Origin of the sequence: Pseudomonas sp. FP1154 (assembly GCF_030687245.1) — a bacterium.
GTDB classification, from domain to species: domain Bacteria; phylum Pseudomonadota; class Gammaproteobacteria; order Pseudomonadales; family Pseudomonadaceae; genus Aquipseudomonas; species Aquipseudomonas rhizophila.
Genome location: NZ_CP117465.1, coordinates 363,984 through 386,310, shown reverse-complemented (window position 1 = coordinate 386,310; position 22,327 = coordinate 363,984). Strand labels below are relative to the sequence as shown.

At 60.0% G+C, this 22,327-nt stretch carries 20 protein-coding genes; 4 read left to right on the top strand and 16 right to left on the bottom strand.

The features are described 5' to 3' along the window. Nucleotides 1-44 precede the first annotated feature (44 nt). Nucleotides 45-2,453 carry a penicillin acylase family protein gene (locus tag PSH91_RS01720; protein ID WP_305467112.1) on the top strand — a complete coding sequence of 803 codons (2,409 nt, stop codon included), beginning with the start codon at nt 45-47 and terminating at the stop codon, nt 2,451-2,453. 104 nt (nt 2,454-2,557) lie between these two features. Then, nucleotides 2,558-2,899 carry a carboxymuconolactone decarboxylase family protein gene (locus PSH91_RS01715; protein ID WP_047226049.1) on the top strand — a complete coding sequence of 114 codons (342 nt, stop codon included), beginning with the start codon at nt 2,558-2,560 and terminating at the stop codon, nt 2,897-2,899. A gap of 188 nt (nt 2,900-3,087) precedes the next feature. Here PSH91_RS01715 and PSH91_RS01710 read toward each other — a convergent pair whose 3' ends face one another. The 8 genes from PSH91_RS01710 to PSH91_RS01675 all read right to left on the bottom strand — a co-directional run bounded on the left by PSH91_RS01710 (nt 3,088) and on the right by PSH91_RS01675 (nt 12,276). Further along, a complete protein-coding gene (locus PSH91_RS01710) occupies nt 3,088-3,972 on the bottom strand; it encodes an ABC transporter permease subunit (RefSeq protein ID WP_047226050.1) in 885 nt (294 codons plus the stop codon). After that, nucleotides 3,969-4,889, bottom strand: coding sequence for an ABC transporter permease subunit (locus PSH91_RS01705; RefSeq protein ID WP_047226051.1), 921 nt, complete (start codon nt 4,887-4,889; stop codon nt 3,969-3,971). Before PSH91_RS01705 ends, PSH91_RS01710 begins: the two co-directional genes overlap by 4 nt. After that, on the bottom strand, nt 4,886-6,028 hold the full coding sequence (locus tag PSH91_RS01700; protein ID WP_047226052.1) for an ABC transporter ATP-binding protein: 1,143 nt from the start codon (nt 6,026-6,028) through the stop codon (nt 4,886-4,888). The genes PSH91_RS01705 and PSH91_RS01700 overlap by 4 nt, the downstream gene beginning before the upstream one ends. A gap of 70 nt (nt 6,029-6,098) precedes the next feature. Further along, the gene (locus PSH91_RS01695) at nt 6,099-7,166 is read right to left on the bottom strand and encodes a polyamine ABC transporter substrate-binding protein (RefSeq protein ID WP_076386497.1); all 1,068 of its coding nucleotides are present in this window, start codon (nt 7,164-7,166) and stop codon (nt 6,099-6,101) included. A gap of 214 nt (nt 7,167-7,380) precedes the next feature. Further along, entirely contained in the window at nt 7,381-8,493 is a 1,113-nt protein-coding gene (locus tag PSH91_RS01690) for a polyamine ABC transporter substrate-binding protein (protein ID WP_076386499.1), read from the bottom strand. 181 nt (nt 8,494-8,674) lie between these two features. Further along, on the bottom strand, nt 8,675-10,039 hold the full coding sequence (locus PSH91_RS01685) for an aspartate aminotransferase family protein (RefSeq protein ID WP_047226055.1): 1,365 nt from the start codon (nt 10,037-10,039) through the stop codon (nt 8,675-8,677). Between the two features lie 60 nt (nt 10,040-10,099). After that, nucleotides 10,100-11,458, bottom strand: coding sequence for a glutamine synthetase family protein (locus tag PSH91_RS01680; protein ID WP_047226056.1), 1,359 nt, complete (start codon nt 11,456-11,458; stop codon nt 10,100-10,102). A 41-nt stretch (nt 11,459-11,499) separates the two neighbouring features. Further along, nucleotides 11,500-12,276 carry a gamma-glutamyl-gamma-aminobutyrate hydrolase family protein gene (locus PSH91_RS01675; protein WP_076383050.1) on the bottom strand — a complete coding sequence of 259 codons (777 nt, stop codon included), beginning with the start codon at nt 12,274-12,276 and terminating at the stop codon, nt 11,500-11,502. Nucleotides 12,277-12,554: 278 nt separating this feature from the next. Between PSH91_RS01675 and PSH91_RS01670 the strand changes: the two genes are divergently transcribed. Together PSH91_RS01670 and PSH91_RS01665 are read left to right on the top strand one after the other, a co-directional pair. Further along, nucleotides 12,555-13,931 carry a glutamine synthetase family protein gene (locus tag PSH91_RS01670; RefSeq protein ID WP_047226058.1) on the top strand — a complete coding sequence of 459 codons (1,377 nt, stop codon included), beginning with the start codon at nt 12,555-12,557 and terminating at the stop codon, nt 13,929-13,931. 238 nt (nt 13,932-14,169) lie between these two features. Beyond that, nucleotides 14,170-14,802 carry a TetR/AcrR family transcriptional regulator gene (locus PSH91_RS01665; protein ID WP_047226059.1) on the top strand — a complete coding sequence of 211 codons (633 nt, stop codon included), beginning with the start codon at nt 14,170-14,172 and terminating at the stop codon, nt 14,800-14,802. 98 nt (nt 14,803-14,900) lie between these two features. Here PSH91_RS01665 and PSH91_RS01660 read toward each other — a convergent pair whose 3' ends face one another. The 8 genes from PSH91_RS01660 to PSH91_RS01625 form a co-directional block, all read right to left on the bottom strand. Beyond that, nucleotides 14,901-15,116, bottom strand: a complete 216-nt coding sequence (locus tag PSH91_RS01660; protein ID WP_003177394.1) for a molybdopterin-binding protein — start codon at nt 15,114-15,116, stop codon at nt 14,901-14,903. A gap of 25 nt (nt 15,117-15,141) precedes the next feature. Next, nucleotides 15,142-15,948 carry an aliphatic sulfonates ABC transporter ATP-binding protein gene (gene ssuB / locus PSH91_RS01655; protein ID WP_107321383.1) on the bottom strand — a complete coding sequence of 269 codons (807 nt, stop codon included), beginning with the start codon at nt 15,946-15,948 and terminating at the stop codon, nt 15,142-15,144. Beyond that, nucleotides 15,945-16,727 (bottom strand): aliphatic sulfonate ABC transporter permease SsuC, encoded by a 783-nt coding sequence (ssuC, locus tag PSH91_RS01650; protein ID WP_047226061.1) that lies wholly within the window; start codon nt 16,725-16,727, stop codon nt 15,945-15,947. Before ssuC ends, ssuB begins: the two co-directional genes overlap by 4 nt. Before the next feature lie 7 nt (nt 16,728-16,734). Next, on the bottom strand, nt 16,735-17,883 hold the full coding sequence (gene ssuD, locus PSH91_RS01645; RefSeq protein ID WP_047226062.1) for an FMNH2-dependent alkanesulfonate monooxygenase: 1,149 nt from the start codon (nt 17,881-17,883) through the stop codon (nt 16,735-16,737). A 24-nt stretch (nt 17,884-17,907) separates the two neighbouring features. Then, a complete protein-coding gene (locus tag PSH91_RS01640; RefSeq protein WP_305467106.1) occupies nt 17,908-18,873 on the bottom strand; it encodes a sulfonate ABC transporter substrate-binding protein in 966 nt (321 codons plus the stop codon). 90 nt (nt 18,874-18,963) lie between these two features. Then, a complete protein-coding gene (gene ssuE / locus PSH91_RS01635) occupies nt 18,964-19,557 on the bottom strand; it encodes an NADPH-dependent FMN reductase (protein WP_305467104.1) in 594 nt (197 codons plus the stop codon). Between the two features lie 289 nt (nt 19,558-19,846). Further along, nucleotides 19,847-20,485, bottom strand: a complete 639-nt coding sequence (locus PSH91_RS01630; protein WP_047226065.1) for a peroxiredoxin — start codon at nt 20,483-20,485, stop codon at nt 19,847-19,849. Nucleotides 20,486-20,767: 282 nt separating this feature from the next. Further along, on the bottom strand, nt 20,768-22,087 hold the full coding sequence (locus PSH91_RS01625; protein ID WP_305467103.1) for an OprD family outer membrane porin: 1,320 nt from the start codon (nt 22,085-22,087) through the stop codon (nt 20,768-20,770). Nucleotides 22,088-22,327 lie beyond the last annotated feature (240 nt).

The following is a 22,327-nucleotide window of genomic DNA, read 5'->3' as shown; positions in this document are numbered from 1 at the left end:
AACAGCGAAACCATGGGACCGCTGTCACTCAATAAGGATTTAGCATGAAACGCAGCCTCATCGCCTTCCTGTCATTGGTCGTCACCGCCATCATCGTCGCGGGCGGCTACCTCTACAGCAAGCAGCCCACCCGCCAGGGCACGGTGCAGCTGCAAGGTCTGCAAGGCTCGGTGACCGTGCGCTACGACGAACGCGGCGTGCCGCATATCCGTGCTGAAAACGAAACCGACCTGTACCGCGCCCTGGGTTATGTCCATGCCCAGGACCGGCTGTTTCAAATGGAGATCATGCGCCGCCTCGCCCGTGGCGAACTGGCCGAGGTACTCGGGCCGAAGCTGCTCGACACCGACAAACTGATGCGCAGCCTGCGCATTCGCGAACGCGCCGCGACCTATCTGACGGAACAGGACCCACAGTCCCCGGCCTGGATCGCGATGCAGGCGTACCTGGATGGCATCAACCGCTATCAGGAAACCCACACCAGGCCGGTGGAGTTCGATGTGCTGGGCATCCCCAAGCGTCCTTTCACCGCCGAGGACACCGTGAGCATTGCCGGCTACATGGCCTACAGTTTTGCGGCAGCGTTTCGCACCGAGCCGCTTTTGACTTACGTGCGCGATCAGCTGGGCAGCGACTACCTGAACATTTTCGACCTCGACTGGCAGCCCAAGGGCGTGCTGGCCGAGACTCGCAAGAGCGGCCTGCCCCTGGCCGCCGCCGACTGGAAAGACCTCAACGCCCTGGCCCGTCTGAGTGAACAGGCCCTGGCCGAAAACGGCCTGCCGCAGTTCGAAGGCAGCAACGCCTGGGCGGTCTCCGGCAGCCGCACCCACAGCGGCAAACCGTTGCTGGCGGGCGACCCGCATATCCGCTTTTCCGCGCCCTCGGTGTGGTACGAGGCGCACCTGTCGGCCCCGGGTTTCGAGCTTTATGGGCACTACCAGGCGCTGATGCCCTTTGCGACGCTGGGCATGAACAAGGATTTCGGCTGGAGCGTCACGATGTTCCAGAACGACGACCTGGACCTGATCGTCGAACGGGTCAACCCGGATAATCCCGAGCAGGTCTGGTATCGCGACCAATGGGTGGACATGACCCGCAGCGAACAACAGATCGCAGTCAAGGGCCAGGCGCCGGTGACGCTGCAACTGCGCCAGTCGCCCCATGGCCCGATCGTCAACGACGCCCTCGGCGCCAACGCCGGCAAGACACCTATCGCCATGTGGTGGGGGTTCCTGGAAAGCCGCAACCCGATCCTCGAAGCCTTCTACCAGCTCAATCGCGCCGACACCCTGACCAAGGCTCGCAGCGCGTCAGCCAAGATCCACGCGCCAGGGCTGAATGTGGTGTGGGCCAACGCCAAGGGCGATATCGGTTGGTGGGCCGCGGCGCAATTGCCCAAGCGGCCGGCCGGCGTGCAGCCCGGTTTCATGCTCGATGGCGGCAGCGCAGAGGCGCAAAAGGAGGGCTTCTACCCTTTCAGCAGCAACCCCCAGGAAGAGAACCCGGCCCGAGGCTACATCGTGTCGGCCAATTTCCAGCCGGTATCGGCCAGCGGCATCGAGATTGCGGGTTACTACAACCTTGCCGATCGCGGCCAGAAACTCAACCTCCAACTGGGCGACAAGCAGGCCAAGTGGGACATCGAAACCACCCGCAAACTGCAATTGGGCACCACCACCGCCTACGGTCCGCGTTTGCTCGCGCCTTTGCTGCCGGTGCTGCGTAACGGGGTCAGCGCCCCCCAGGAGCGCAAATGGGTGGAACAACTGGCCCAATGGCAGGGCGACTATCCGCTGGACTCCATAAGCGCCACGCTGTTCAACCAGTTCCTCTTTAACCTGGCCGACGCCGCGCTGCACGATGAATTGGGCGACGGGCTCTTCGAAACCGCGCTGTCGACCCGAGTGATCGACGCCGCGCTGCCACGCCTGGCGGCATCAGAGGATTCGCCCTGGTGGGACGATCGCACCACCCCGGGCAAGGAGACCCGTGCCGACACGGTGATGAGGGCCTGGGGCAAGAGTCTGGCGCACCTGAAGGCCACCCTGGGTGACGATGCCAGCCAATGGCAATGGGGCAAGGCGCACACCCTCACCCACGGTCATCCGCTGGGCCTGCAAAAGCCGCTGGACCGGATCTTCAACGTCGGCCCCTTTGCTGCTCCCGGTACCCATGAAGTGCCCAACAACCTCTCGGCCAAAATCGGTCCGGCGCCCTGGCCAGTGACCTATGGCCCGTCCACCCGACGCATTATCGACTTTGCCGATCCGGCCCACAGCATCACGGTCAACCCCGTCGGCCAAAGCGGCGTGCCGTTCGACGCGCATTACGCGGATCAGGCCGAGTCTTACATCGAAGGGCTGTACTACCAGGCGCATCTGGCCGAAATAGAAGTGATGGCCAATACCCGCAGCACCTTGAAGCTGCTGCCGGTCGGGGCCGAACCCTGAGCCCAATGACGGGCAACGCTTTTCATCAATCAACAGGCTTGGGCGTTATTTATGGTCAAGACTGGAAGGGTTTAACAACTACCCCTCTTTATGGAGTCAACCCCATGTTCATCAACTGGTCCGAACTGCTGCCCACCATCAAAAGTGCCTTCGGCGCCCTGGGCAAAAGCAATCCGAAAATGGTCAAGGCCTACATGGCCCTGGATGAAGCCGCGGCCGATAACAACGTGCTGGATGCCAAGACCCGGGAGCTGATCTCCATCGCCGTGGCGATCACGACCCGCTGCGACGGCTGCATCGGCGTGCATACCGATGCGGCCATCAAGGCCGGCGCCACCCGCGAAGAGATCGCCGCCACCCTGGCCACCGCGGTTTCTCTGAATGCCGGCGCGGCGTATATCTACTCCCTGCGGGCGCTGGAAGCGCATGATGCGTTGAAGAAGTGAGAGGCGATCACTGAGATCTTCATTGACTGCTACGCCGCTATCGCGAGCAGGCTCGCTTCCACATTGGATTTGGGCCTGATCCCGGATTTGTGGGCAACAAAAAGACCTGTGGGAGCCTCGCTGTCCCTGGAAAGGATGGCTAAATAAACCATCCAAGACAGTTGCTCCCACAGTGACTCAGCGTCCGGTCAGACCGGCGCGGCTGCCCGGCGCGGGTCTGGCTGTTTCCAGGAGTCGGCGGCGCTTTCTTCGATGGCTTGCTGGATCGCCCGCTTGCGGTTTTCTTCGGCGCGGTGGCTGAAGTACCAGACCAGGAAAGTCACCAACGATACGGCCAGCAGGATCAGGCTCGCCACGGCATTGATTTCCGGTTTGACCCCCAGGCGTACCGCCGAGAACACTTCCATCGGCAACGTTGTCGAGCCCGGGCCGGAGACGAAACTCGCCAGCACCAGATCGTCCAGCGACAAGGCGAACGACATCATGCCCCCCGCCGCCAGCGATGGCGCGATCATCGGGATGGTGATCAGGAAGAACACCTTCCACGGCCGCGCCCCCAGGTCCATGGCCGCTTCTTCGATAGACAGGTCCAGTTCACGCAAGCGTGCCGAGACCACCACCGCCACATAGGCCGAGCAGAACGTGGTGTGGGCGATCCAGATCGTGACGATGCCACGTTCCTGGGGCCAGCCGATCATCTGCGCCATCGCCACGAACAGCAGCAACAACGACAGACCGGTGATCACTTCCGGCATCACCAGTGGTGCGGTGACCAGGCCGCCGAACAGCGTGCGGCCCTTGAAATGGGTAATACGGGTCAATACGAAGGCCGCCAGTGTACCCAGGGCCACCGCGGCGATCGCCGTATAGCAGGCGATTTCCAGCGAGCGCACCACCGAGCCCATCAACTGGCTGTTGTCCAGCAGACCGACGTACCACTTGATCGACCAGCCGCCCCATACCGTCACCAGTTTCGAAGCGTTGAAGGAGTAAATCACCAGGATCAGCATTGGCGCATAGATGAACAGCAGACCCAGCACCAGCATCAGGCTTGAAAAACTGAAGCGCTTCATTCCTTGCCCTCCATTTCTTTGGCCTGACTGCGGTTGAACAGGATGATGGGCACGATCAGGATCGCCAGCATCACCACTGCCAGCGCGGACGCCACCGGCCAGTCACGGTTGTTGAAGAATTCCTGCCACAGCACTTTGCCGATCATCAGGGTTTCCGGGCCACCCAGCAGTTCCGGGATCACGAACTCGCCCACCACCGGGATGAACACCAGCATGCAGCCGGCGATGATGCCGTTCTTGGACAGCGGCACGGTGATTTTCCAGAAACTGTTGAAGGTGCTCGACCCCAGGTCGGACGCCGCTTCCAGCAGGCTCGGGTCATGCTTCACCAGGTTGGCGTAGAGCGGCAGGATCATGAACGGCAGGTACGAGTAGACGATGCCGATGTAGACCGCCAGGTTGGTGTTGAGGATCTGCAGCGGTTCGCTGATCCAGCCCATGCTCATCAAAAAGCCGTTGAGCAGACCGTTGTTGCTGAGGATACCCATCCACGCATAGACGCGGATCAGGATCGCGGTCCAGGTCGGCATCATGATCAGCAGCAGGAGCACCGTTTGCAGGTCCGGGCGGGCCTTGGCGATGGCGTAGGCCATCGGGTAGCCGATCAGCAGGCACAAGACGGTGCTGATCAGGGCCATCTTCAGCGAGCCGAGGTAGGCGGCGATGTACAGATCATCTTCGCTGAGCAGCACATAGTTACTGAAGTTGAGCAGCACCTGCAGCTTCTGGTCGATGTAGCTGTAGATCTCGGTGTACGGCGGAATGGCCACGTCGGCTTCGGCGAAACTGATCTTCAGGACGATGAAGAACGGCAGCATGAAGAACAGGAACAGCCAGATGAAGGGCACCCCGATGACCAGTTGACGGCCACCGGGCGTTATTCGGTCGAGTCGGCGTTTGAATTTGCGCATGTTCATGAGCGAAGCACCACGCCGCTGTCGTCTTCCCACCACACGAATACCTGGTCGCCCCAGGTCGGACGCTGACCCCGGCGCTCGGCGTTGGCGACAAAGGACTGCACCAGCTTGCCGCTCGGCAATTCGACGTAGAACACCGAATGGCCGCCCAGATAGGCAATGTCATGGACCTTGCCGCTGGACCAGTTGTGCTCGCAGTCCGGCTGCTCGGCGGTGACCAGCAGTTTTTCCGGGCGGATGGCGTAGGTGACCGATTTGTCCTGCACCGAGGTACTGATGCCGTGGCCCACGTAGATGTTGCGGTCCAGGTCCTTGCAAGTCAGCACCGCGTGGCCTTCGGCGTCGTCCACCACTTCGGTCTCGAAGATGTTGACGTTGCCAATGAACTCACAGACCAGCCGGCTGGTGGGGGTTTCGTAGATATCGATCGGGCTGCCAATCTGGGCGATCCAGCCCAGGTGCATGATCGCGATGCGCTCGGCCATGGTCATGGCCTCTTCCTGATCGTGGGTCACCATGACGCAAGTTACGCCAACCCGCTCGATGATCTCGACCAGCTCAAGCTGCATCTGCGAGCGCAGCTTCTTGTCCAAGGCACCCATCGGTTCGTCGAGCAGCAACAGCTTGGGCCGCTTGGCCAAGGAACGGGCCAGGGCCACACGTTGACGCTGGCCGCCGGAGAGCTGATGCGGCTTGCGCTTGGCGTACTGGCTCATCTGCACCAGCTTGAGCATTTCGGCCACGCGGGCGTCGATCTCGGCTTTCGGGATTTTGTCCTGCTGCAGGCCGAAAGCAATGTTCTGCGCCACGGTCATGTGGGGGAACAGGGCGTAGGACTGGAACATCATGTTGATCGGCCGCTCATAGGGCGGCATGTCGGTGATGTCTACACCGTCGAGGAAAATGCGCCCCTCCGTGGGCCGTTCGAAACCCGCCAACATGCGTAGCAAGGTGGATTTGCCCGATCCCGAACCGCCGAGCAGGGCGAAGATTTCGCCTTTCTTGATTTCCAGGGACACATCGTCCACGGCAATCGTCTCGTCGAACTTTTTCGTGACCCGGTCGATTTTGACCAACACCTGCTTGGGTGTCTGGTCGCCCTCGAGGGCTTTCTTATAGGCGCCGGAGGCAACTGCCATTTACGAAACTCCCACAAAATTTGCAGCTCGCCCTGCGCGGACGAGCCTTGGAATAGTTAAAGCGCTTGCGCTATTTGCCTGACTTGACCCTGGTCCAGCTGCGGGTCATGACGCGCTGGATCTTGGGCGGCAGCTCGGAGTTGACGTACAGCTTGTCAACGACCGCTTGCGGTGGGTAAACCGCTTCGTCGGTGCGCACTTGCTGGTCCATCAACTCGCCGGCCTTGGGATTGGGGTTCGCATAGCCGACGGCGTCACTGACTTGGGCGATCACTTCAGGCTTGAGTAAATAGTTGATGAAGGCGTGGGCTTCTTTGACGTTGGAGGAATCGCGCGGGATCGCCAGCATGTCGAACCAGAGGTTGGCGCCTTCCTTGGGAATCACATAAGCGATCTCGATGCCCTTTTTCGCTTCTTCAGCACGTTCGCGGGCCTGGAAGATGTCACCGGAAAAACCGGCAGCCACGCAGATCTCGCCATTGGCCAGATCGGAGATGTATTTGGAAGAGTTGAAGTAGGTGACGTAAGGCCGGATCTTGAGAAGTTGAGCCTCGGCCTTCTTGTAGTCTTCAGGGTTCTGGCTGTTGGGGTCCAGGCCCAGGTAATTGAGCATCGCCGGGATCATCTCGTCGCCCGAATCGAGGAACGAAACGCCACAGCTGGAGAGTTTCTTGATGTTTTCCGGTTCGAACAGCATGGCCCACGAGTCGATCTTGTCGACGCCCAGCGCAGCCTTGACCTTCTCGACGTTGTAGCCGATGCCGTTGGTGCCCCACAGATAAGGCACGGCGTACTGATTGCCCGGATCATTCTTTTCCAGGCGCTTGAGCAGCACCGGGTCCAGGTTGGCGTAGTTGCTCAACTGCGACTTGTCGAGCTTCTGGAACGCCCCGGCCTTGATCTGTTTGCCCAGAAAATGGTTGGACGGCACGACCACGTCGTAGCCGGTACGACCGGCCAGCAGTTTGCCTTCCAGGGTTTCGTTGGAGTCGAAGACGTCGTACACCGGCTTGATCCCCGTGGCCTTTTCAAAGTCCGCCAGGGTGGTCTCGCCGATGTAATCCGACCAGTTATAAATATGCACGGTGGAGGCAGCCTGGACGCTGACCGCAAGCGTCAGTCCGGCACCGATCAGCATGGCATTGCGTAACAAAGAAAAAACAGGCACGTGGAGGTCCTCTTAAATAGTTGGGCCCAAGTTGCCCCCGTTACCTGGCAGCGATGTGCCCTGCAACAAAACCGGCGCGCAACTTACCCTCGATAAACCGATCCAGCAAAACTTTTAGTCATTTAATTATTCCCGTTGCCGCCGCCGCGATGCCGGCGACAACAGGAAGATGCCTCAGACCGGCTTACTTGCCAGACTTGATCTTGGTCCAGCTGCGGGTGATCAGACGCAACGTGCCGGCATCCAGATCACTGATTGCATACAGCTGCTTCTTCACTTCGTCAGACGGGTAGATGCTCGGATCGCTGGTGATGTCCTTGTCCACCAGTGGCGTGGCCGCCTTGTTGCCGTTCGGGAAACGTACGGCGTTGGTGATTTCAGCCATGATCTGCGGCTGCATCAGGAAGTTCATGAACTTGTAGGCAGATTCGACGTTCTCCGCGTCCTTGGGAATGGCGACCATGTCGTAGAAAGTGCCGGCGCCTTCTTTTGGAATGACGTAGCTGAGCTTGACCTTGTCTCCCGCTTCCTTGGCGCGCTCCTTGGACTGCTCCAGGTCGCCGGAGTAGCCCACGGCCACGCAGATGTTGCCGTTGGCCAGGTCCGAGATGTATTTGGAGGAGTGGAAATAGGCAACCGAAGGACGAATCTTCAGGAACAGGTCTTCAGCGGCCTTCAAGTCAGCCTTGTCCTTGCTGTCGGTCGGCTTGCCCAGGTAATGCAGTGCCGCCGGGATCATCTCGGTCGGTGCATCGAGGAAGCTCACGCCGCAGCTCTTGAGCTTGGCCATGTTTTCCGGTTTGAACACCACGTCCCACGAATCGATCTTGTCGATACCCAGTGCAGCCTTGACCTTCTCCGGGTTGTAGCCAATACCGATGGAGCCCCACATGTAGGGGAAGGCATATTTGTTGCCCTTGTCGCTGGCATCGCCCACGGCCTTGAGCAGGTCGGTGTCCAGGTTCTTCCAGTCCGGCAGCTTGGACTTGTCCAGCTCCTGGTAAACACCGGCCTTGATCTGCTTGGCCAGGAAGTTGTTCGACGGCACCACGATGTCATAACCGGACTTGCCCGCCAGCAACTTGGCTTCCAGGGTCTCGTTGCTGTCGAACACGTCGTAGACGACCTTGATCCCCGTCTCTTTCTCGAACTTGGCGACCGTGTCCGGTGCAATGTAATCGGACCAGTTATAGACGTGCAGCACTTTGTCGTCCGCCTGAACAGCACTCGCCATCACGCCCGTCAGGGACATGGCGAGGAGGGTCTTGCCAGCCATCTTCATACCTAATGTCTTCATGCCTAATGCCTTCATGAAAAATGCTCCAGTTATTCTTCTTAGCCGTCGTTCAGTAGCCGGCTCGCGGGCAACTTGAACAGCCGGTAGTCTGGCAAGTTACAGGCCAGCCTTTCAACAAAAGCCCAGCCTTTTGTTTACGCTGGACGAGGCCCGTACGGGCGCCTCGCTCAGAGCCTAGCACTTAGCCTTGCAACGCACTGAGCGTCAGGTCCAGGCAGTGCCGCGCCTTGGTCACCAGTTCATCGATCTCGGCCTTGCTGATCACCAGCGGCGGCGCAATGATCATGGTGTCACCCACGGCGCGCATGATCAGCCCGTTATCAAAACAGAACTGCCGGCAGATCATGCCCACACCCCTGCCTTCGTAGCGCTTGCGCGTGGCCTTGTCCTGTACCAGTTCGATCGCCCCCAGCAAGCCGACACCGCGTACCTCACCCACCAGCGGATGATCGTTCAGTTCCCGCAGGCGCTGTTGCAAATAGGGTGCCGTTTCGCCATGAACACGCTCGACGATCTTTTCGTCGCGCAGAATGCGTATGTTTTCCAAGGCCACCGCAGCGGCTACCGGGTGACCGGAATAGGTAAACCCGTGGTTGAAGTCGCCGCCTTCGTTGAGCACCGCCACCACATCGTCACGCACGATCAGGCCGCCCATGGGGATGTAACCGGAGGTCAGGCCCTTGGCGATGGTCATCATGTGGGGTTTCAACCCGTAATGATCGGTACCGAACCACTCACCGGTGCGACCGAAACCACAGATCACTTCATCGGCCACGAACAGGATGTCGTACTTGGCGAGGATTTCCTTCATGCGCGGCCAGTAGCTGTCCGGCGGCACGATGACTCCGCCCGCGCCCTGGATCGGCTCGGCGATGAAGGCACCGACATTGTCCACGCCGATTTCCAGGATCTTTTCTTCCAGCTGGTTGGCCGCCCATACGCCGAACTCTTCCGGGCTCATGTCGCCGCCCTCGCCGAACCAGTACGGTTGGGCGATGTGGACAATGCCGGGGATCGGCAGGTCGCCCTGCTCGTGCATGTACGTCATGCCGCCCAGGCTCGCGCCGGCCACGGTCGAACCGTGATAACCGTTCTTGCGGCTGATGATGACTTTTTTGTTCGGCTGGCCCTTGATCGCCCAGTAGTGGCGGACCATGCGCAGCATGGTGTCGTTGCCTTCGGAGCCGGAGCCGGTGAAGAACACGTGGTTCATGCCTTCAGGGGCGATGTCGGCGATGGCTTTGGACAATTCCAGCACCGGCGGGTGAGCGGTCTGGAAGAACAGATTGTAGTACGGCAGCTCGCGCATCTGCTGACTGGCGGCGTCGGCCAGTTCGTCGCGGCCGTAGCCGACGGCCACACACCAGAGGCCGGCCATGCCATCGAGGATCTTGTTGCCTTCACTGTCCCACAGGTAAACGCCCTTGGCGTGGGTGATGATGCGCGGGCCTTTCTCTTTGAGCTGCTTGAAGTCGCTGAATGGCGCCAGGTGGTGATCGTTGCTCAGGGCCTGCCATTTACGGGTTTGCGGATTGTTGCCGGTCATGCGAATTCTCCTTGTAGATCGGTGGGGACGGAACTGCCTGAAGCAGTCCCGTCCGGCGCTTCAGACGGCAAAGAGCAGGAATTCCCGCTCCCACGAACTGATGACGCGCTTGAAGTTTTCATGCTCGGCCCGCTTGACCGCGACGTAGCCTGTGATGAATTTCTTGCCCAGGTATTTCTCGATGGTGGCGCTGTTTTCCATGCGCTCGAGGGCATCTTCGATGGTCAGTGGCAGGCGCAGGTTGCGACGTTCATACCCTCGCCCCACCACCGGCGCGCTCGGGTTGATGCCTTCGACCATGCCGATGTAGCCGCACAACAGGCTGGCGGCGATCGCCAGGTACGGGTTGGCGTCGGCGCCCGGCAAACGGTTTTCCACCCGACGGTTCTGCGGCCCGGCTTCCGGCACGCGCAGGCCCACGGTGCGGTTCTCTTCACCCCATTCCACGTTCACCGGCGCCGACGTATCCGGCAGGAAGCGGCGGAACGAGTTCACGTTGGGGGCAAACAGCGGCAGCAGCTCGGGGATGAACTTCTGCAGACCTCCAATGTGATTCAGGAACAGCGTGCTCATGGTCCCGTCTTCATTGGAAAAGACGTTCTTGCCGGTGTCTTTGTCGATGATGCTCTGGTGCAGGTGCATCGCACTGCCGGGCTCGCCGGTCATGGGCTTGGCCATGAAAGTGGCGGCTACGTTGTGCTTGAGCGCCGCTTCGCGCATGGTGCGCTTGAACACCAGGATCTGGTCGGCCAGGGACAAGGCGTCGCCGTGACGGAAATTGATCTCCATCTGCGCCGTGCCGTCCTCATGGATCAGCGTGTCGAGGTCCAGCTCCTGCAGTTCGCACCAGTCGTAGACGTCTTCGAACAACGGGTCGAATTCGTTGGCCGCTTCGATCGAGAACGACTGACGGCCGGTTTCCGGGCGACCGGAGCGGCCAATGGGCGGCTGCAACGGGAAGTCCGGGTCGTCGCTGCGCTTGGTCAGGTAGAACTCCATTTCCGGCGCGACGATCGGCTGCCAGCCCTTGTCGGCATAGAGCTTGAGCACTTTCTTGAGCACGTTGCGCGGCGACAGTTCGATGGGATTGCCATGCTTGTCGTAGGAGTCGTGGATAACCTGGGCGGTGGGCTCGATGGCCCAGGGCACAAGGAACACTGCGTTTTCGTCCGGGCGGCACATCATGTCGATGTCGGCAGGGTCGAGCAGTTCGTAATAGATGTCGTCTTCGACATAGTCGCCCGTAACGGTCTGGAGCAGAACGCTCTCGGGCAGGCGCATGCCTTTTTCGGCAATGAACTTGTTGGTCGGCGAAATCTTGCCCCGGGTGATGCCGGTCAGGTCGCCAATCATGCATTCGACTTCTGTGATCTTATGGTCTTTCAACCAATCGGTGAGCTGGTCGAGGTTGTTACTCATAAATGCCTCTAGGCGTGAGTTTCCTGGCTGCTATTTAGTAGTCAGGCGTTGTTTGACGCATCGGCGTCGCGTTGTGTTGCCCTTGCCCGGCAGGCATCGCCAAATGCCTGGAAAATCGCAAGGTAGTACGGGTTGGAGCTTACCTCCCATTCAGGGTGCCATTGCACACCTAAAGCAAAAGCCTTGCCTCCTGGCACCGAAACAGCCTCGATCAGGCCATCCGGCGCCACCGCTTCGGCCTGCAACCCAGGTGCCAGACGCTCGATACCCTGGCTATGGATCGAATTGACCTGAATCGCCAGCGGCAGCCCCAGCCCTGCCAGAATACCGCCAGGCTGGATATGCACGGCGTGGGCAGGACCGTATTGGACATCCACCGCTTGAGTGTCATCTTCACGATGATCGATGAACGTTCCGACTTCATGAACTTTCTGATGCAGGCTGCCGCCAAAGGCTACGTTCATCTCCTGGAACCCACGGCAGATACCCAGCACCGGGATGCCGGCCGCTACAGCGGCGCGGATCAACGGCAGGGTGGTGGCATCCCGTGCAGGATCATGAGCAGTGCCCGGCGCGCTGGCGGGGCCCTGATAGTGAAAAGGTTCTACATTAGAAGGAGAGCCGGTAAAAAGAATGCCGTCCAGGGCGTCCAGAATATCGGACGGCGGGAACAGATCCGCCAGGGACGGAATCAGCACTGGCAAGCCCTTGGCGGCTGTCGCGACAGCCCGGGAATATTTATCGCCACTGACGTGATACGCATGCAGACCCATCTGCCTGGAGCAGGTGGTGACGCCGATTAACGGCAGGCGAGACATGAAGCACCCCGGTATTATTGCTGTTATGGGTTTGAATCGAGCTTAGCCTTGTTCATTTTTTTACACAACACCCCCGTAAAAAATACAACACGGCCCGCTCAAGCCTGCGGGCGCCATCTCCTCCAAAGGGAAAAAAACGCCCCAAATTGCCTCAAAAAAGCCCCGCAGGTGCTTTTTTAGAGCAAAAAAGGCCCAGCTTGACTTCGGCATGCCGTTCGGGTTGACTGGGTTTAGAAGAGATCAATGATTGATATTTTTAACAACAAAGGTGTTGCATCATGTCGGTACCCCCGCGTGCCGTTCAGCTTAACGAAGCGAACGCGTTCCTTAAGGAACATCCTGAGGTTCTGTACGTTGACCTTCTGATTGCGGATATGAATGGTGTGGTGCGCGGCAAGCGCATTGAACGCACCAGCCTCCACAAGGTTTACGAGAAAGGCATCAACCTGCCGGCCTCTTTATTTGCCCTGGATATCAACGGCTCCACGGTGGAAAGCACCGGCCTGGGCCTGGACATCGGCGACGCTGACCGGATCTGTTATCCAATCCCTGACACCCTGTGCAACGAGCCATGGCAGAAGCGCCCTACCGCGCAACTGCTAATGACCATGCACGAACTTGAAGGTGACCCTTTCTTCGCCGACCCTCGCGAAGTCCTGCGCCAGGTCGTGACCAAGTTCGATGAGCTGGGCCTGACCATCTGCGCGGCATTCGAACTGGAGTTCTACCTGATCGACCAGGAGAACGTGAATGGACGCCCACAACCGCCCCGCTCGCCGATCTCCGGCAAACGCCCGCACTCGACACAGGTCTACCTGATCGACGACCTCGACGAATACGTCGATTGCCTCCAGGACATTCTGGAGGGAGCCAAGGAGCAAGGCATTCCCGCCGATGCCATCGTCAAGGAAAGTGCCCCGGCGCAGTTCGAAGTGAACCTGCACCACGTGGCCGACCCGATCAAGGCCTGCGACTACGCGGTACTGCTCAAGCGCCTGATCAAGAACATCGCCTACGACCATGAAATGGACACTACCTTCATGGCCAAGCCGTATCCGGGCCAGGCGGGCAATGGCCTGCACGTCCACATTTCGATCCTGGATAAAGATGGCAAGAATATTTTTGCCAGCGAGGATCCCGAGCAGAACGCCGCACTGCGTCACGCGATCGGCGGTGTGCTCGAGACCCTGCCGGCGCAGATGGCTTTCCTCTGCCCGAACGTGAACTCCTACCGTCGTTTCGGCGCACAGTTCTACGTGCCGAACTCGCCGACCTGGGGCCTGGACAACCGCACCGTGGCCCTGCGCGTACCCACCGGCTCCGCCGATGCGGTGCGTCTGGAACACCGCGTGGCCGGCGCCGACGCCAACCCGTATCTACTGATGGCCGCCGTACTGGCTGGCGTGCACCATGGCCTGGTCAACAAGATCGAGCCCGGTGCGCCGGTGGAAGGCAACAGCTACGAGCAGAACGAGCAAAGCCTGCCGAACAACCTGCGCGATGCCCTGCGCGAGCTGGACGACAGCGAAGTCATGGCCAAGTACATCGATCCGAAATACATCGATATCTTCGTGGCCTGCAAGGAAAGCGAGCTGGAGGAGTTCGAACACTCCATCTCCGACCTTGAGTACAACTGGTACCTGCATACCGTGTAAGCGGGTTGCAGTAAAAAACGCCGCAGGCCTTCGAGGCTGCGGCGTTTTTTTATGCCTTGGGGTGGATGGCCGCCTTCGGCGGATCGCGAGCAGGCTCGCTCCCACAGGGAACTGTGGTGAGCATGATTAACTGACCACCAAAGATCCAATGTGGGAGCGAGCCTGCTCGCGATGACGGCCTTGAAGACAACACTGAACCCGGCTCGTACAATGCCCGGCAGCCCCGCAGGAGACACCGATGACGCGCACCGCCACCCCTCGCAAGCCTCGCGCCCGCAGCCAGGCCCGGATCGACTCGATTCTCGATGCCGCCCGCACGCTGCTCGCTGCCGAAGGCGTGGCCAGCCTGTCGATCTACAGCGTCGCCGAACGCGCCGGGATCCCGCCCTCCTCGGTGTATCACTTCTTCGCCAGCGTCCCGGCCCTGCTGCAAGGGCTGACCGCCGACGTCCACGCGGCCTTTCGCGCCTGCCTGCAAGTGCCGATCGATCATGCGCGACTGAACCACTGGCACGACCTGTCGCGGCAGGTGGAGCAACGCATGCTGACCATCTACAGCCAGGACGCCGCCGCCCGCCAACTGATCCTGGCCCAACATGGCCTGACTGAAGTCATCCAGGCCGACCGTCAGCACGATCTCGAACTCGGCGAATTGTTGCACAAGCTCTTCGCTCGCCATTTCGAACTGCCGGCACTGCCCCATGACGTTGATGTGTTCGCCCTGGCCATGGAACTGGGCGACCGCGTCTACGCGCGCTCGGTGCAGCAACACGGCCAGATCACCCCGCGCATGGCCGAAGAAGGCATGCGGGTGTTCGATGCTTACCTGGGGTTGTATCTGCCGCCGTATTTGCCCAAGCGCTCTGATTGATCGAACGCGGAGCATCCGCAGAGGCGTTAGCACGCAGAGCGTGGGAACGATAAGCCCCGAAGGGCTCATGCCGTCCGGGGCTGTGGGTGAAACATCGCTCACAACTTGGCGATAGACACCTCCGTGGATTTGACGAAGGCGATCACTTCGCTGCCGATCGCCAGCTCCAGCTCCTTGACGGAACGAGTGGTGATGACCGAGGTGACAATACCCGAGGCAGTCTGTACGTCGATTTCCGACAGCACGTCGCCCTCGACGATTTCCTTGATGGTGCCTTTGAACTGGTTGCGTACGTTGATGGCTTTGATAGTCATGGTGTCGATTCCTGTCTGGATGAAGTTATTGCGCCCAACGCAGTTGCGTAGGCAAGGGTGAAATCGGTTCGGGCTCCGGCGGTTGGCCGGGCAAGGACAGCACGCGGTTGAGAACTTCGGTTTCCAGGCTCGCCAGCCGATGAGAGCCGCGAGCCCGTGGGCGTGGCAGGTCGATGGCCAAGTCGAGGCCGATCCGGCCGTCCTCGATCAGGATCACCCGGTCGGCGATGGCCACCGCCTCGCTGACGTCATGGGTCACCAGCAGCACGGTGAAGCCGTGTTGCTGCCACAGGCGCTCGATCAATTGCTGCATCTCGATCCGGGTCAGGGCGTCCAGCGCCCCCAAGGGTTCGTCGAGCAGCAACAGGCGTGGCTGATGAATCAGCGCGCGGGCCAGGGCCACCCGTTGTTTCTGTCCGCCAGACAGCGCCGCCGGCCACTCATGAGCGCGGTCGGCCAAACCGACGGCTTCCAGTGCTTGCAACGCCTGCGGGCGCCAGTTGCCCTTTAGGCCGAGGCCAACGTTGTCGATGATTTTTTTCCAGGGCAGCAAACGCGCCTCCTGGAACATCAACCGCGTGTCCTGTTGTGCGGCACTCAACGGTGCCGAACCCGCCAGTAATTGGCCGTCAGTGGGTTGATCGAGGCCAGCCAGCAAGCGCAGCAAAGTACTTTTGCCGCAGCCGCTGCGCCCGACCACTGCCACGAACTGCCCGGCCGGTATATGCAGGTCAATGTCACGCAGAACCTGGCGCGAACCGAAGTTTTTTTGCAATTTGCGCACGGCCAGCGGGATACCGCGCAGCAAGCGTGGAGGTTGTTGGGCGGTCATGCGGGACCTCCCTTGCTCACTTGATACGCCGGGTGCCAGCGCAGCCAGACCCGCTCAAGCCCGCGGGCGGCAAGGTCGGCCAGTTTGCCGAGCACGGCGTACAGAAGAATCGCCAGGACCACCACGTCGGTCTGCAGGAATTCCCGGGCATTCATCGCCAGATAACCGATGCCGGCACTGGCTGAAATGGTTTCCGCCACGATCAGCGTCAGCCACATGAAGCCCAACGCAAAGCGCACGCCCACCAGGATCGAAGGCAAGGCGCCGGGCAGGATCACTTGGCGAAACAGGCTGAAGCCGGACAAGCCGTAGCTGCGCGACATTTCCACCAGCGCCGGATCGACGTTACGAATCCCGTGGTAGGTGTTGAGGTAGATGGGGAACAGCGTGCCCAGCGCCACCAGGAAAATTTTCGCTGACTCATCGATGCCGAACCACAGGATCACCAGCGGAATCAGCGCCAGGTGCGGCACGTTACGCACCATCTGCACCGAGCTGTCCAACAGTCGCTCGCCCCATGTCGACAAACCGGTGATGAAACCCAGGGTCAGGCCAATGCCGCCGCCGATCAGGAAGCCCACCGCTGCGCGCCAACCGCTGATGGCCAAGTGCGTCCAGATTTCGCCGCTGCGCACCAGGTTGATCCCGGCTTCGATGACGGCCACGGGGGCCGGCAGGATCCGCGTGGACAACCAGCCTGCCGATACCGACAGTTGCCACACCGCCAGCAACAGCAGCGGCACCGCCCAGGGCGCCAGGTTGTGGATAATTTTCTTCATGGCCGCCTCAGCTCTGGGACGCGGCTTTGGGAAGAATGTCGTTGGCGACCATTTCACCAAACGGGCTCACATAGCCCTGGCTCTTCGGCAACTCCGGGCGCTCCACGTCCAGGTGTGGGAACAGCAGTTCCGCCACGCGATAGGACTCTTCCAGGTGTGGATAACCGGAGAAGATAAAGGTGTCGATACCAAGGTCGGCGTACTCCTTGACCCGGGCCGCCACGGTCGGGCCATCGCCCACCAACGCCGTTCCGGCGCCGCCGCGCACCAGGCCGACACCGGCCCACAGGTTGGGGCTGACTTCCAACTTGTCGCGTCGGCCGCCATGCAACGCGGCCATACGTTGCTGGCCCACCGAATCGAAACGCGCCAGGGAGGCCTGCGCACGGGCAATGGTGTCGTCGTCCAGGTGGGAGATCAGCCGGTCGGCCGCTCGCCAGGCTTCGGCGTTGGTTTCACGCACGATCACATGCAGGCGGATGCCGAAGCGCACGGTACGGCCAAGCTTCGCGGCCTTGGCCCGCACTTGTTCGATTTTTTGCGCGACGGCTGCGGGCGACTCACCCCAGGTCAGCACCATTTCCACCTGTTCGGCCGCAAGATCCTGGGCAGCCTCCGACGAGCCGCCGAAATACAGCGGCGGACGCGGTTGCTGAATCGGCGGATAGAGCAGCTTGGCGCCCTTCACACTGATGTGCTCACCGTCATAATCCACGGTTTCGCCTTCCAGCACCCGGCGCCAGATGCGGGTGAATTCCACCGACGCCTGGTAGCGTTGCTCGTGGTCCAGGAACAGGCCGTCGCCAGCCAGTTCGTCCGGGTCGCCGCCGGTCACCAGGTTGAACAGCGCACGTCCACCGGACAACCGGTCGAGCGTCGCGGCCTGGCGCGCCGCCACCGTCGGGGAAATGATCCCGGGGCGCAGGGCGACGAGGAACTTCAGGCGCTGGGTCACCGGAATCAACGAAGCGGCCACCAGCCAGGAGTCCTCGCAGGAACGTCCGGTAGGAATCAGCACACCGCCGAAACCCAGTCGATCCGCCGCCTGGGCTACCTGCTGCAGGTAGCCGTGATCAACGGCGCGGGCGCCTTCAGCAGTGCCAAGGTAATGGCCATCGCCGTGGGTGGGCAGGAACCAGAAAATATTGAGGCTCATGGAGTGGTCTCCTAAGGGATCGAATTACTGCGCTTTCGCAACGGCCGCCGGCGGCGTCCAGATCACGTCCTTGATGCTCAAGGGTTTGGGGATCAATTTGAGCTGGTAGAAGCGGTCAGCGATTTTCTGCTGCGCCGCCACCACGTCCGGCGTGAGGAACAACGCCCCGTAGCCTTGGCGTTTCACCGCCGTCAGGGTGATGTCCGCCGGCAGGCCGAGCAGCGGCGCTACCTGCTGGGTCACCTCTTCAGGGTTGGCCTTGGACCACTCCCCCACCGCGCGCACTTCTTCCACCAGCGTCGTGATGACCTGGGGATTTTTTTGCGCATAGGGTTTGGTGGCGAGGTAGAACTGGTGGTTATCGACGATGCCTTTGCCGTCACGCAGGGTGCGTGCCTGCAACTGTTGCTCAGCGGCCGCCTGATACGGATCCCAGATCACCCAGGCGTCCACGCTGCCACGTTCGAACGCCGCACGGGCATCGGCCGGTGGTAGGAAAACGGTCTGGATATCGGCGTACTTGAGGCCTGCATCTTCGAGTGCCCGGACCAGCAGGTAGTGGACGTTGGAGCCTTTGTTCAGCGCGACTTTCTTGCCCTTGAGGTCCTGCACCGACTGGATGGGCGAGCCCTTGGGCACCAGGATCGCCTCGCTGTCAGGCGCGGGCGGCTCGTAAGCCACATAAAGCAGGTCAGCGCCGGCCGCCTGGGCGAATACCGGAGGGGTTTCGCCGGTCACACCAAAATCGATGGAGCCGACGTTCAAGCCTTCAAGCAGTTGGGGGCCGCCGGGAAACTCGGTCCATTGCACGACCACGCCCTGGGCGGCGAGGCGCTTTTCCAAAGTACCCTTGGCCTTGAGCAGCACCAACGTGCCGTATTTTTGGTAACCGATCCGAAGGGTCTCGGCTTGAGCCTGGGTGATGGCGCCGAAGGACACAGCCGCAGCAAACAGAGCGACCAGCCCGCGACGCAAAATGACAGTGCGCATGGCGCCTCTCCTTTTGCTGTGGGGTTTTGGCTGCACCTGCTTGGCCGTTGGCGGCTGAGTAAGGTGGAGTTGAATCAGTGATGTATCGGGTCAGATGCTCCAGCGAGCACTCAATAGGCGTTCATTCAATACGCTGGGGTCCAGCGGCTTTGGCCGGTGAGCCATGGCGCTGTAGAACTGCTCCAGCGCTTCGCTCAGGCGCGCTTGCAGGGCCGGGGCCAACTGCGCCTGGGCACTGCCTTCGCCATAAGCGACCTGGCTGTCTTCGGCGAAAATCCCATGGAGCATTTCCTGGGCCTTGAGCGCCGACAGCACCGGCTTGAGGGCGTAATCCACCGCCAGCATATGGGCGATGCTGCCGCCCGTGGCCATGGGCAATACCACCTTATGGGCCAGGGCACGTTCCGGCAGAAGGTCCAGCACTGTCTTCAATGCACCGGAAAAAGACGCCTTGTAGACCGGCGTGGCGATCAACAGCCCGTCGGCGTTTTCGATCTGGGCGAGCAGGTCCACCACCTTGGGGCTGCCGAAGCGGGCATGGAGCAAATCCTCGGCGGGAAAATCCCGCACCTGATAGCTCACCACTTCCACCCCCTGTTGTTGCAACCAACGTTGTGAGCGCTCCAGCAGCACTCCTGAACGGGAGCGCTGGCTAGGACTGCCGCCGAGCGAGACAACCAACATACCAACCATTCCTTAACTGTCACGTGCGATGCGCAGTGGGCGATCTCGCGGGATGGAGCAAACCATAACAGCCGGTTTATATATCCTTAAATCATATTTTTTCATTTGTTTATTCGATAAAGAGATATAAACATCAAGACGTAAAAAAGGCCGTCGGAACGGCCAAAACCCTTAGTGCACAGAGATCCTCTTTGTGGGAGCGAGCCTGCTCGCGATGGCGGCCGGCGGCGATGTCGACTGATAGACCACTATCGCGAGCAGGCTCGCTCCCACAGGTTTAGGTTTTGCGTCAGCGATTGGGCTGCGGAGTGAGGCGCAGGTAAGGTTTTACCGCGCGGTAACCCTTGGGAAAGCGCTGTTTGATTTCGTCCTCATCCTTGAGCGACGGCACGATCACCACTTCATCGCCGTCCTGCCAGTTGGCCGGTGTGGCCACCTTGTAGTTGTCGGTCAGTTGCAATGAGTCGATCACCCGCAGGATCTCGTTGAAATTGCGCCCGGTGCTGGCCGGATACGTGATAGTCAGGCGGATTTTCTTGTTCGGATCGATCACGAACAGGGAGCGCACGGTCAGCGTGTCACTGGCGTTGGGGTGGATCAGGTCATACAGGTCTGACACCTTGCGGTCGGCGTCGGCCAGGATCGGGAAATTGACCACCGCATTCTGAGTTTCGTTGATGTCCTCGATCCACTTGTGGTGCGAGTCCACCGGGTCTACCGAGAGAGCAATGGCCTTGACTCCACGTTTGGCGAACTCGTCCTTGAGCTTGGCGGTCAGGCCCAGTTCGGTGGTGCACACCGGTGTGAAATCCGCCGGATGGGAAAACAGCACTCCCCAGCTATCGCCGAGCCACTCGTGGAAGCGAATCTTGCCGGCGCTGGAATCCTGTTCGAAATCGGGGGCGATGTCGCCGAGTCTGAGGCTCATGGTGCGGCTCCTGATGGTTTTTGTGAGTCCAAACTGTGCACCGGTTTTGATTGCTTTAAAAAGAATCAATATCCATTTATCTAGATCAATAGCGAATATAAAAAACTGTTCACTGGCGGCTTCGGGCCTAGCCGCTCATGATTATTTCCGAGGTTTCGAGAAGGCCTCGAGTTGCTGAAAGAGGAGAAGGTTCGGAGAAGGCTACAGGGGTGGGCCTGATCCGAAGACGCAAAAGCCCCGCCCGGCGTGCTGCCGGGCGGGGCTTCTTTACTTCGCTACGTCTTACATGAAGTTGTAAGTGTAGTTGAAGATCACGCGAGTCTGATCCTGATCATCGCCAACACCGCTGCTGCGGTAGGAGCCGTGACGCACGGTGGTACCGAAGCCTTTCAACGCACCCTGCTGGATGACGTAATCCACACGCATGTCGCGTTCCCACTCGGAGTAATCGCTTGAGCCGCTGACGGTTTTAACGTCATCACCACGCAGGTAGGAAACCGAGGCTTTCAGGCCTGGGACGCCCAAGGAAGCGAAGTCGTAGGAGTATTGGCCGAAAGTAGTGTTTTCACCGGCACGGACAAAACCGTTGATCATGCTGTCGGTGAACAGGTAGAAGCTCGCACCACCGGCACCTTCGGGGCGACCGTTGCCATCAACTACGTTGCCCTGGTTCAGGTAGACAAAACCACCGTCATCGCCGACTTGCTGGTGACCCAACAGGAAGGCACTGCCGCCGAGGGTGTAAGTGAACATCGCGCTCCAGGTCTTGTTATCGACCTCGCCCGGGTTCTTGGCATAGCCACTGTTGTTGTTGAAGCGATAGCCCGCGTCGCCGTTACGGCCATCCGAGCTGCTGTCGAAATAGCGCAGGTCGGTCTTGAAGGATTGCCCCTCGCTGATCGGGAAAACGTGTACCGCGCCCAGGAAGTGCTGCTTGTAGTAATCCTGCAGGTTGGCGTAGTAGTACTGCAGGGTCAGGTCTTTGGTGACCTTCCAGTCAGCACCGGCGTAACGGAACTGGTTGCTTTCCTCGGTACCGCCCGCCACTGCCAGACCAGTGCTGTTGCTCGATGCACGACCTGTGGCGTGTTCCAACTGACCAGCGTTGAAAGTAACGTTGTCGATTTCCTTGGAGGTGATGGTGCCACCTTCAAAGGTCTGTGGCAGCAGACGGCTGTCGTTGGCAACCAGGATCGGCAGGTTTGGTGCCAGGGCGCCACCCACGTGAGCTTCGGTTTTGGAGAAAAGTGCCTTTACGTTGCCGGACAAACGGCTCCACTCATGCACACCCGAACCATCAGTATCGGCTGGCATATAGGAGCCGGCGTTACGACCCCTCCCCCCATCGAGACGAATACCAACCAGCGCCTGAGCGTCGATGCCGAAACCAACCACACCTTGCGTGAAGCCAGATTTGTAGTCGAATTTGAGGCCGGTGCCCGTTTCGCGCAGATCTTCAGTGCCCGTTTCACGGTTATCGTTATTGAAATACAACGTACGAGAACTGACAGACGCCTTGCTGTCCTCGATAAAACCCGCGGCGCCTGCCTGCTGCGCCAGAACCCCAACGGCCACAGCCAGGGCCAAGGTGGACTTGTTCATGCTTCGCTCCTCTCGTTTTCTAATTCTTGTGTGTCTTTGGTTCCGGGTCGAACGCCCGGAATCCGCGGATGCGTGATTAGCGCCAGACCGTGACTGGCAAGTCAATCGTAAGCATTTGTGATTACGACCATCGTCTAACCCCGCGACATCGGCCCGCAGAATAATGGTTTGTTTATAAATCTAAAAAGAATTGTTTCATAAGTTTTCAGCTCATTTGGAAATATCACCGCCATCAAAGCG